Here is a 12,014-nt window from a genome sequence, read left to right on the forward strand (position 1 = left end):
CCCTGACAAAGTGGTAGCACACGATGACAGGAGATGTTTTGTGGCAAGTCCAGTACGAGAACGATAATGCCCTTATCAGTTTGTGGTTGCAAGACATCTTGTTTATTTTGCGAACAAACATCTAAAAGAGGATGCAAGCCACTGCAAACTTAAAATATCCATATCTGAGCGCACTCTTTTATCCTACATTCGACGACGGCCTGCTTCGCTGGTGTAGCAGCCAGTCATCGGGTTCGGGAGCAGCTCAACCGCTCTACGTGGTAAGTCCTGTACACTTGCCTGATTCTGCCTTTCCCGGTGAAGAAGGGATCGCCGTAGCCCAAAAGGGTATACACGCAATGGAAATGCGTTTGCTGTACGCGCTGCTTCTGTTGTCAGGTTCACTGCTTTCGCTGAGCCAGGGTGGCTGGAATATTTCAGACATCAGCGTTCAGTTCGTTTTGAACCTGGGCAATTAAGCTACTGGCCGCTCGCAAGGGCGGCCTTTTACGGGCAAAAAAAACGGCCCCGAAGGGCCGCTTTATCAAACTCGAAAAGTTACTTTTTCTTCGCTTTCGCGTTTGGCAGGTCGGTGATGCTGCCTTCGAACACTTCAGCCGCCAGGCCAACGGATTCGTGCAGCGTCGGGTGAGCGTGGATGGTGAGCGCAATATCTTCTGCGTCACAGCCCATCTCGATAGCCAGACCGATTTCGCCCAGCAGCTCGCCGCCGTTAGTCCCGACAATCGCCCCACCGATAACGCGGTGAGTCTCTTTGTCGAAGATAAGCTTGGTCACGCCATCGGCGCAGTCGGAAGCGATAGCACGGCCAGAAGCTGCCCACGGGAAGGTGGCGGTTTCGTAGCTGATGCCTTTCTCTTTCGCTTCTTTCTCGGTCAGACCAACCCATGCAACTTCTGGCTCGGTGTAAGCGATAGATGGGATCACTTTCGGGTCGAAGTAGTGCTTCATCCCGGCGATAACTTCTGCGGCAACGTGGCCTTCGTGAACACCTTTGTGCGCCAGCATTGGCTGACCGACGATATCGCCGATAGCAAAAATGTGAGGAACGTTGGTGCGCAGCTGCTTGTCAACGCGGATAAAGCCACGGTCGTCCACTTCAACACCGGCTTTGCCGGCATCAAGGTTTTTACCGTTCGGCACGCGGCCGATAGCGACCAGAACCGCGTCGTAACGCTGTGGTTCAGCAGGGGCTTTTTTGCCTTCCATGGAAACGTAGATGCCGTCTTCTTTCGCTTCAACGGCGGTCACTTTGGTTTCCAGCATCAGGTTGAATTTCTTGCTGATGCGTTTGGTGAAGACCTTAACGATGTCTTTGTCTGCAGCCGGAATAACCTGGTCGAACATTTCAACCACGTCAATGTCTGAACCCAGCGCATGGTACACGGTGCCCATTTCCAGACCGATGATACCGCCGCCCATAACCAGCAGGCGTTTCGGTACGGATTTCAGCTCCAGCGCGTCCGTGGAGTCCCACACGCGTGAGTCTTCATGAGGAATGAACGGCAGCTCGATCGGACGGGAACCCGCCGCGATGATAGCGTTGTCGAAGTTGATCACGGTTTTACCGTTTTCGCCTTCAACTTCCAGGGTGTTAGCCCCGGTGAATTTACCCAGACCGTTTACCACTTTCACTTTACGGCCTTTGGCCATACCCGCCAGGCCGCCGGTCAGCTGAGTGATAACTTTTTCTTTCCAGGTACGAATTTTGTCGATATCGGTTTTCGGCTCACCGAAAACGATGCCGTGCTCGGCCAGTGCTTTGGCTTCTTCGATAACTTTAGCAACGTGCAGCAGCGCTTTAGAAGGGATACAGCCGACGTTCAGACAAACACCGCCGAGGGTGCTGTAACGCTCTACGATGACGGTTTCCAGACCTAAATCCGCGGCGCGGAATGCTGCGGAGTAACCTGCTGGGCCTGCCCCAAGTACTACGACCTGAGTTTTGATTTCTGTGCTCATCATGACCTCTTAATTTATACCCGTCGTCCACCGGGTCGTTCTATCCGCCCGCAGTTTACAAAATTGTTAACAATTTTTAAACAACAAACGGCTCACGAATTGTCGCTTTCGCCGATAACCTCACAAACCGCATGAGATTATCAGAAAAAAGCCGGCCGATTGGCCGGCTTTTCAATTACATCACCAGGCGGCGAATATCAGACAGCATATTGTTGATGATGGTGATAAAGCGAGCCCCATCAGCGCCGTCGATTACGCGGTGGTCGAAGGAAAGAGACATTGGCATCATCAGACGCGGCGTGAACTCTTTACCGTTCCAGACCGGCTCCATTGCAGACTTGGAGACACCCAGGATAGCCACTTCTGGCGCGTTAACAATCGGCGCGAAGTGAGTTGTCCCGATACCACCCAGGCTGGAAATGGTGAAGCAGCCGCCCTGCATTTCGCCAGCGGTCAGCTTGCCGTCGCGAGCTTTTTTGGAGATAGCCATCAGTTCGCGAGACAGCTCGGTGATGCTCTTCTTGTTCACGTCTTTGAAGACCGGAACAACCAGACCATTCGGGGTATCAACCGCCACACCGATGTTGATGTATTTTTTCAGGGTCAGCTTCTGGCCATCTTCGGACAGGGAGCTGTTGAAGCGAGGCATCTGCTCCAGCGCGGCCGCAACGGCTTTCATGATGAACACCACAGGGGTGAACTTCACGTCCAGCTTACGCTTAGCGGCTTCGTCGTTCTGCTGCTTACGGAACGCTTCCAGATCGGTGATATCGGTTTTGTCGAAGTGGGTAACGTGCGGGATCATCACCCAGTTACGGCTCAGGTTAGCACCAGAGATTTTCTGGATGCGGCCCATTTCCACTTCTTCGATTTCGCCGAACTTGCTGAAGTCTACTTTCGGCCATGGCAGCATGCCCGGCAGACCGCCGCCGGTCGCAGCCGGAGCTGCTTCAGCGCGCTTAACAGCGTCTTTCACGTAAGCCTGAACGTCTTCGCGCAGGATACGACCTTTACGGCCGGTGCCTTTCACTTTCGCCAGGTTAACGCCGAACTCGCGAGCCAGACGACGGATCAGCGGAGTCGCATGAACGTACGCGTCATTTTCAGCGAATTCAGATTTGCCTTCTGCTTTAGCAGCTGGCGCCGCGGCTTTTGCTGCCGGGGCTGGTGCCGCAGCGGCTGGAGCTGGTGCAGCAGCCGGGGCCGCAGCAGGCGCAGCGCCTTCCACTTCGAAGACCATGATCAGGGAGCCGGTAGACACTTTGTCGCCGGTGCTGATTTTGATTTCTTTCACGGTACCGGCGAATGGCGCAGGCACTTCCATGGAAGCTTTGTCGCCTTCAACGGTAATCAGTGACTGCTCAGCGGCAACTTTATCGCCCACTTTGACCATCACTTCAGTGACTTCAACTTCGTCACCGCCGATGTCCGGGACGTTAACTTCTTTCGAGGCAGAAGCCGCAGGCGCAGCGGCGGCGGCGGGAGCAGCAGCCTGTGCTGGAGCGGCCGCAGGTGCAGCACCCGCCACTTCGAAGACCATGATCAGAGAGCCGGTAGACACTTTGTCGCCGGTGCTGATTTTGATCTCTTTAACCACGCCCGCGAACGGAGCCGGTACTTCCATAGAGGCTTTGTCGCCTTCTACGGTGAGCAGAGACTGTTCAGCGGCAACGGTGTCGCCCACTTTGACCATGATCTCGGTAACTTCTACTTCGTCACCGCCGATGTCCGGCACGTTAACGTCTTTTGCGCTCGCGGCAGCAGGTGCTGCGGCCGGTGCGGCTTCTTTCTTCTCTTCTGCCTTAGCAGGTGCAGCGGCTGCTGCACCTTCGGCGGAATCGAAAATCATAATCAGTTTGCCGGTCTCGGTTTTGTCGCCGACAGAGACTTTGATCTCTTTTACGACGCCAGCCTCTGGAGACGGAACTTCCATAGAGGCTTTGTCGCCTTCTACGACGATCAGCGACTGTTCAGCTTCAACTTTGTCGCCAACTTTGACCAGGATCTCGGTGATTTCAACTTCATCAGCGCCGATGTCTGGTACTTTGATTTCGATAGCCATTGTCTCTTTACCTCTTACGCCAGACGCGGGTTAACTTTTTCTGCATCGATGTTGAATTTGGTAATTGCGTCTGCAACTACTTTCTTATCGATTTCGCCACGTTTAGCCAGTTCGCCCAGGGCCGCTACGACCACGTAAGAAGCATCAACTTCGAAGTGGTGACGCAGGTTTTCGCGGCTGTCAGAACGACCGAAGCCGTCGGTACCCAGTACGCGATAATCATCAGCTGGTACGTAAGTACGAACCTGCTCGGCGAACAGTTTCATATAGTCAGTAGAAGCTACCGCTGGAGCGTCGCTCATCACCTGAGCGATGTAAGGAACGCGCGGAGTTTCCATTGGGTGCAGCATGTTCCAGCGCTCACAGTCCTGGCCATCACGTGCCAGTTCGGTGAAGGAAGTTACGCTGTACACGTCGGAGCCCACGCCGTAGTCGTTCGCCAGGATCTGAGCTGCTTCACGCACGTGACGCAGGATAGAACCGGAGCCCAGCAGCTGAACTTTACCTTTGCTACCTGCAACGGTTTCGAGTTTGTAGATACCTTTACGGATACCTTCCTCGGCACCTGCTGGCATAGCCGGCATGTGGTAGTTTTCGTTCAGGGTGGTGATGTAGTAGTAAATGTTCTCTTGTGCTTCACCGTACATACGGGTCAGACCATCGTGCATGATGACGGCCACTTCGTACGCGTAAGACGGGTCGTAAGAGATACAGTTAGGGATAGTCAGAGACTGAATGTGGCTGTGGCCATCTTCGTGCTGCAGACCTTCACCGTTCAGGGTCGTACGACCGGAAGTACCACCTACCAGGAAGCCGCGAGCCTGTTGGTCGCCAGCCTGCCAGCACAGGTCACCGATACGCTGGAAACCGAACATAGAGTAGTAGATGTAGAACGGAATCATCGGCAGGTTGTTGGTGCTGTAAGAGGTCGCAGCAGCCAGCCAGGATGCGCCTGCACCCAGTTCGTTGATCCCTTCCTGCAGAATCTGACCTTTCTCGTCTTCTTTATAGTATGCAACCTGCTCACGGTCCTGCGGGGTGTACTGCTGACCGTTCGGGCTGTAGATACCAATCTGACGGAACAGACCTTCCATACCAAAGGTACGCGCCTCATCGGCGATGATTGGAACCAGACGGTCTTTGATAGACGGGTTCTTCAGCATCACGTTCAGGGCACGAACGAAGGCGATGGTGGTGGAGATTTCTTTGTTCTGCTCTTCCAGCAGCTGAGAGAAGTCTTCCAGCGCTGGCAGTTCCAGTTTTTCAGAGAAGTTTGGCTGACGAGCAGGCAGGTAGCCTTTCAGCGCCTGACGACGTTCGTGCAGGTACTTGTGCTCTTCAGAGCCTTCAGGGAAGGTGATGTAAGACAGGTTTTCTACCTGCTCATCGGACACTGGAACGTTGAAACGGTCGCGGATGTAACGCACGCCGTCCATGTTCATTTTCTTCACCTGGTGAGCGATGTTTTTACCTTCTGCGGTATCGCCCATGCCGTAACCTTTGATGGTGTGGGCCAGGATAACGGTCGCTTTACCTTTGGTGTCCTGCGCTTTTTTCAGTGCAGCGTACACTTTCTTCGGATCGTGACCACCACGGTTCAGCGCCCAGATCTGCTCATCAGTCCAGTCAGCAACCAGTGCGGCGGTTTCAGGATATTTACCGAAGAAGTGCTCACGTACGTAGGCGCCGTCTTTGGATTTGAAGGTCTGGTAGTCGCCGTCAACGGTTTCGTTCATCAGCTGGATCAGTTTACCGCTGGTGTCTTTACGCAGCAGCTCATCCCAACGACCGCCCCACATCACTTTGATAACGTTCCAGCCAGCACCGCTGAAGATGCCTTCCAGTTCGTTGATGATCTTACCGTTGCCGGTGACCGGACCATCCAGACGCTGCAGGTTACAGTTGATGATGAAGCACAGGTTGTCCAGCTTCTCACGGGTCGCGATAGTGATCGCCCCTTTAGATTCTGGCTCATCCATTTCACCGTCGCCCAGGAAGGCGTAAACGGTTTGCTCGGAGGTGTCTTTCAGGCCACGGTGTTCCAGATATTTCAGGAATTTAGCCTGGTAGATAGCACCGATTGGGCCCAGACCCATAGAAACGGTCGGGAACTGCCAGAATTCTGGCATCAGTTTAGGGTGCGGGTAAGAAGACAGACCTTTACCGTGAACTTCCTGACGGAAGTTGTTCATCTGCTCTTCGGTCAGACGCCCTTCAAGGAAGGCACGTGCATAGATGCCCGGAGAGATGTGGCCCTGGAAGTACACCAGATCGCCGCCGTCTTTCTCGTTGGCTGCACGGAAGAAGTGGTTAAAGCACACTTCGTAAACGGTGGCAGAAGACTGGAAGGAAGCCATGTGGCCGCCCAGCTCCAGGTCTTTCTTGGATGCGCGCAGAACGGTCATAATGGCGTTCCAGCGGATAGCAGAACGGATACGGCGTTCCAGATCCAGATTGCCCGGATATTCCGGTTCGTCTTCAACGGCAATGGTGTTCACATAGTTGCGAGCACCTGCAGAAGCAGCGACTTTCACGCCGCCTTTGCTGGCTTCGGACAGCAGCTGATCGATCAGATACTGTGCACGCTCAACACCTTCTTCACGGATAACCGATTCGATCGCCTGTAGCCAGTCGCGAGTTTCAATCGGATCCACGTCATTTGGGAAACGTTCTGACATGGGGGTATTCCTTATCTGTCTAATACGTTGATTATCTGGAACCTGTCCCATTGTATTTTCACGAGAAAACACAATAAGACAGGTTCTGTGTTTAGTTGCCGCGCGCTAAAGTTTGGCGCTTAATCCTTACGTTGCTGAAGGAGACGGAGAGAGCGTTCACGACGACTCTGCTCGCGGCTACGATCCAGCAATATTTCCTCAATAAACGCCAGGTGACGGTGCGACGCTTCTCGCGCCTGCTCCGGCTGGCGAGCCATAATCGCCGCAAAAATGCTGGCGCGATGGCTGCTCACTTGCGCCAACATCTCGCGGCGCGCGTAGAGCAATTCAAAATTCTGGCGAACGTTTTGTTCGAGCATCGGCTCCATGCAGCGCAATAAATGCAGAAGCACAACATTATGCGCGGCTTCGGTTACGGCAATTTGATACTGCATGACGGCATCGGCTTCGGCGTCTAAATCACCGGACTCCTGAGCCTGCTGGATAGCGACATGGCAATCACCAATGCGCGAGAGGTCTTCTTCCGTACCGCGAAGCGCCGCGTAATAGGCCGCAATCCCCTCAAGGGCATGACGGGTTTCTAGCAGATCAAACTGGGATTCGGGGTGGTCTGAGAGCAGTTCAACCAGCGGGTCACTCAGGCTCTGCCAAAGGTTGTTCTGAACAAAAGTACCGCCGCCCTGGCGACGAAGCAGCAAACCCTTCGCTTCGAGACGCTGAATGGCCTCGCGCAATGAAGGACGGGAAACATCGAATTGTTTCGCCAGTTCGCGTTCAGGTGGAAGTTTTTCGCCCGGGCGCAGAGTGCCCTCAAGGATGAGAAACTCCAGCTGCTGCTCTATCACATCGGATAATTTGGGTTGGCGGATTTTGCTGTAGGCCATCGTTCCCTATCTCTGCCATGAGCTCGGAGTCAATTGGTAAGACCAATTTCACGTTCGTGAGGCTAAAAGTAACAAAGTATTCACCTTCTGTCCATATTGGTTTTGATTGAAATCATGAAAGCAGGCACATTTTAACAATAATAAGAGTATGGCTTTTCAAACCCGTAACCTGTCGCACAAGCCACGTTTACTCCTTAAGTGGCAATGTTAACGTTTATGAAACGATATATTTTTCAATCGCAACCGATAACGCCTGCAAAAAAGCGGCATATTCATGCAATGAAAACGCATGCCAAAGGAAGCCACAGATCGGCTTTTGCCCTCGCCCTTTTTTACAAATGGTTTCTTTTTACCCAACTCGTCAGAGCAGTGACAGAAAGCAGGTGCAAAGGCGCTCGCTTAACACTATTCTTTGCGATGCGGTAGCCCTATCCGCAAAATTCATAATTGATAGCCGTAAAAAAAAGACTACACATTACGGAATACAACAATTACATCCGCGTCAATGTAGCGCAGACATTAACCACTACGAGGTTACATGATGGAAGGTCAACAGCACGGCGACACGCTGAAACGCGGCCTTAAAAACCGCCATATTCAGCTTATCGCGCTGGGTGGAGCTATCGGGACGGGCCTGTTTCTGGGCAGCGCATCCGTCATCCAGTCCGCAGGTCCGGCAATTATTCTCGGCTATGCCATCGCCGGGTTTATCGCTTTTTTAATTATGCGCCAGCTGGGTGAAATGGTCGTTGAGGAGCCGGTAGCCGGGTCATTCAGCCATTTCGCTTATAAGTATTGGGGCGGTTTCGCGGGCTTCGCTTCAGGCTGGAACTACTGGGTACTGTACGTCCTTGTTGCCATGGCTGAGCTGACGGCAGTCGGCAAATACATCCAGTTCTGGTGGCCGGAGATCCCTACCTGGGCCACGGCGGCAGTGTTCTTTGTCGCTATCAACGCCATCAATTTAACCAACGTTAAAGTCTTTGGTGAGATGGAGTTCTGGTTCGCCATCATCAAGGTGGTGGCCGTTATTGCCATGATTCTGTTCGGCGGCTGGCTGCTGTTTAGCGGCAACGGCGGCCCGCAGGCTTCCGTGAGCAACCTCTGGGATCAGGGTGGTTTCCTGCCGCACGGCATCACCGGGCTGGTCATGATGATGGCTATCATTATGTTCTCCTTCGGCGGCCTTGAGCTGGTCGGTATTACCGCCGCCGAAGCAGATAATCCTGAAGTGAGCATTCCAAAAGCGACCAACCAGGTTATCTACCGTATTCTGATTTTCTATGTGGGTTCGCTGGCGATTCTGCTGTCTCTGCTGCCGTGGACTCGCGTCACCGCCGACACCAGCCCGTTCGTTCTGATCTTCCATGAGCTGGGCGATACCTTCGTTGCCAACGCGCTGAATGTCGTGGTGCTTACCGCCGCGCTGTCGGTTTACAACAGCTGCGTTTACTGCAACAGCCGTATGCTGTTCGGCCTGGCGCAGCAGGGTAACGCGCCGAAGATGCTGAAAAACGTCGATAAGCGCGGCGTACCGGTGAACACGATTCTGGTTTCCGCAGGTTTCACCGCACTTTGCGTGCTGATTAACTACCTGGCGCCTGAATCAGCCTTCGGCCTGCTGATGGCGCTGGTGGTCTCGGCTCTGGTGATCAACTGGGCAATGATCAGCCTGGCACACATGAAGTTCCGCCGGGCAAAACAGCAGCAAGGGGTCAAAACCCGCTTCCCTGCCCTGTTCTATCCTTTAGGAAACTGGGTCTGCCTGCTGTTCATGGTTGCCGTGCTGGTCATCATGCTGATTACGCCGGGCATGGCTATCTCGGTTTACCTGATTCCGGTATGGATTGCGATTCTGGGCGTGGGTTACTTCCTTAAGCAGAAGAACCTGAAGGCGGTTAAAGCCTGATAAACAAAACGCCACGCAAATGCGGGGCGTTTTGTTACAAGCGTTCTGAACCTAGACCAACGTGCCGTAAATCGTCAGCAATGCGACGACAACGACAATCACCAGTGAAACCTTTTTTGCCAGAGAAACCGCAGCCTTCGGCGTTTTCATCTTATCTTGATGAGGTTCTCGTGCCAGCGAGTACTGCGCCAGCTGCGTCAGGACCTGATACTGAGAAGTATGCCTGTCGGCAAGAGAAGCAAACCACGCGGGAAGCGCTCGCTCGCCGTGGCCCAGCAAGGCATAAGCGACCCCAACCAGGCGCACAGGCACCCAGTCCAGAACGTGAAGAATGCCATCAATCCCCGAGAGCAGGCGCTCATGCGGCGTATGATGCCGGGCAAGCCAGGTCTGCCATGCACGTAAGAAAGCATAACCCGCAAGCGTGACCGGCCCCCAGACTCCGCCAACCACGAACCAAAATAGCGGGGCAAGATAGAAACGGAAGTTAATCCATAGCAACGCGTTTTGCAGCTCGCGAAGGTATTCGCGCTCGCTACATTCCGGCGGAACACCATGAATCAGCGTAAGTTCGCTCGCCATTGCATCACGCGCATGCCCGTCATCATGGCTCGCGGCTTTAAGGTAAGAATGGTAATGCAGCCTGACCTGTCCTGCACCGATGCACAGCACGCCGAGCGCAATCCAGAACACCAGCAGCGGGAGGTTAAACAGCAGCCCATGCAAAGCGCGGGTAATCAGGAAAACCACGGCCATAAACGCGGCGGTCATCAACAGCGTTTTTAACAGAGAAAAATGCTTCACCCGCCCAAAAAGCACTTCAAGGCGGTGATCTAGCTGCCAGTGCTCGCCCATCTTGAACAATCGCTCGCCCATCAGGACCAACAGCAGGGTAAACAGGGTCATGTGCTCTCCTTGTCGGTAGCCTTTTCAACCGCACCCAGAAAGCGCGGCCAGTCAAACGAAGGGCCTGGGTCGGTCTTACGACCGGGAGCAATATCGCTGTGGCCCGTCATGTTTTTCGCTATATCAGGATAGTGCTGAATCAGTAACTTAGCTAAAGCTGTCAGTTGCTGATACTGCGCCTCGGTGTAGGCCAGCGTATCGGTTCCCTCAAGCTCAATACCGATAGAAAAGTCGTTGCACTTTTCTCTTCCCTGATAGCTTGAAACGCCCGCATGCCACGCACGTTTATCGAAAGGGACATACTGAACAATTTCGCCGTCGCGGCGAATCAGGCAATGGGCAGAGACGCGTAAATGTGAAATACCGGCAAAGTAAGGATGAGCCTCAGGGTCGAGCGTCCCGGCAAAGAGTGCGTCAATCCAGGGGCCACCAAATTCCCCCGGCGGCAAACTGATATTGTGCACCACCAGCAACGAGGGATTTTCCTCTTCCGGTCGGCCGTCAAAATGCGGGGATGGCAGATGTTTTACCCCCACCAGCCAGCCGTCTTTAAGCTGCATGAGAGGTTCTCCTTAGAGTGGTACTTGAAGTCGCTTCAGAGTAGCATGAAACGATACTAACTTATTCATTCTGGAGTTTTATCATGCCGCCCCGCCGTTATAATCCTGACCGCCGACGTGACGAGCTGCTCGAACGAATTACCCTCGATATACCTCTCGCCGTAGCGCAGGCGCTGCGGGAAGATCTGGGGGGTGAGGTCGACCCGAACAACGACATCACGGCGCAGTTATTACCCCCAGAAAGTACGTCGCACGCGGTCGTCATCACCCGCGAAAATGGCATTTTTTGCGGTAAACGCTGGGTAGAAGAAGTCTTTATTCAGCTCGGTGGGGATGTGACGGTGACCTGGCATGTTGAAGACGGCACGGAAGTCACCAGCAATCAGCCTCTGTTTGAGCTTAACGGCCCGGCACGTGTTCTGTTAACCGGCGAACGAACCGCGCTAAACTTTGTGCAAACGCTGTCCGGCGTAGCCAGCGAAGTTCACAGCTACGTTGCGCTGCTTGAAGGCACTAAAACGCAGCTGCTTGATACCCGTAAGACGCTTCCTGGCCTGCGTACCGCGCTGAAATATGCGGTGCTTTGCGGCGGAGGCAGCAACCATCGTCTGGGGCTGTCCGATGCTTTCCTGATAAAGGAAAACCACATTATCGCCTCCGGCTCTATTCGCCAGGCGGTAGAAAAAGCGTTCTGGATGCACCCTGACGTGCCGGTAGAAGTGGAAGTCGAGTCGCTTGATGAACTGGAGCAGGCGCTGAAAGCCGGGGCTGATATCATCATGCTGGACAACTTTACCGTCGACCAAATGCGTGAGGCCGTCGCGCTGACGCAGGGGAAAGCACGCCTGGAAGTCTCAGGCAACGTAACCAAAGAGACGTTGAGAACCTTCGCTGATACCGGCGTGGATTATATCTCTGTTGGCGCCCTGACCAAACACGTGCGTGCCCTCGACCTGTCTATGCGCTTCCGCTGACTCTCCATTGCTGCGGGCGTGCCTCCGGTTACGTCCGCAGTTTTGCGCACCCGCTTCCATTTCGAATGTTGATCAACAC

General features: G+C 53.9%; 8 protein-coding genes. 2 read left to right on the top strand and 6 right to left on the bottom strand.

The annotated features are described in order from the left end of the window. Positions 1 to 537: 537 nt before the first annotated feature. From lpdA to pdhR, 4 genes are all read right to left on the bottom strand, one after another. Positions 538 to 1,962, bottom strand: coding sequence for a dihydrolipoyl dehydrogenase (lpdA, locus tag JT31_RS08440; protein WP_038475517.1), 1,425 nt, complete (start codon positions 1,960 to 1,962; stop codon positions 538 to 540). A 175-nt stretch (positions 1,963 to 2,137) separates the two neighbouring features. Beyond that, positions 2,138 to 4,024: a pyruvate dehydrogenase complex dihydrolipoyllysine-residue acetyltransferase gene (gene aceF / locus JT31_RS08445; RefSeq protein WP_038475520.1), complete on the bottom strand. Its 1,887-nt coding sequence runs from the start codon at positions 4,022 to 4,024 to the stop codon at positions 2,138 to 2,140. A gap of 14 nt (positions 4,025 to 4,038) precedes the next feature. Further along, positions 4,039 to 6,702 carry a pyruvate dehydrogenase (acetyl-transferring), homodimeric type gene (gene aceE, locus JT31_RS08450; protein ID WP_038475522.1) on the bottom strand — a complete coding sequence of 888 codons (2,664 nt, stop codon included), beginning with the start codon at positions 6,700 to 6,702 and terminating at the stop codon, positions 4,039 to 4,041. Between the two features lie 119 nt (positions 6,703 to 6,821). Then, positions 6,822 to 7,586, bottom strand: coding sequence for a pyruvate dehydrogenase complex transcriptional repressor PdhR (gene pdhR, locus JT31_RS08455; RefSeq protein WP_038475525.1), 765 nt, complete (start codon positions 7,584 to 7,586; stop codon positions 6,822 to 6,824). Between the two features lie 538 nt (positions 7,587 to 8,124). Between pdhR and aroP the strand changes: the two genes are divergently transcribed. After that, on the top strand, positions 8,125 to 9,495 hold the full coding sequence (gene aroP / locus JT31_RS08460) for an aromatic amino acid transporter AroP (protein ID WP_176981402.1): 1,371 nt from the start codon (positions 8,125 to 8,127) through the stop codon (positions 9,493 to 9,495). A 51-nt stretch (positions 9,496 to 9,546) separates the two neighbouring features. On the opposite strand, the gene ampE is transcribed toward aroP, so the two are convergent. Further along, a complete protein-coding gene (ampE, locus tag JT31_RS08465) occupies positions 9,547 to 10,401 on the bottom strand; it encodes a beta-lactamase regulator AmpE (RefSeq protein WP_038475531.1) in 855 nt (284 codons plus the stop codon). Next, entirely contained in the window at positions 10,398 to 10,961 is a 564-nt protein-coding gene (ampD, locus tag JT31_RS08470) for a 1,6-anhydro-N-acetylmuramyl-L-alanine amidase AmpD (protein WP_038475533.1), read from the bottom strand. Before ampD ends, ampE begins: the two co-directional genes overlap by 4 nt. Positions 10,962 to 11,044: 83 nt before the next feature. Here ampD and nadC point away from each other — a divergent pair, with 83 nt between their 5' ends. Further along, positions 11,045 to 11,935, top strand: coding sequence for a carboxylating nicotinate-nucleotide diphosphorylase (nadC, locus tag JT31_RS08475; RefSeq protein WP_038475535.1), 891 nt, complete (start codon positions 11,045 to 11,047; stop codon positions 11,933 to 11,935). Positions 11,936 to 12,014 lie beyond the last annotated feature (79 nt).

The organism is Cedecea neteri (assembly GCF_000757825.1).
Taxonomy (GTDB): domain Bacteria; phylum Pseudomonadota; class Gammaproteobacteria; order Enterobacterales; family Enterobacteriaceae; genus Cedecea; species Cedecea selenatireducens.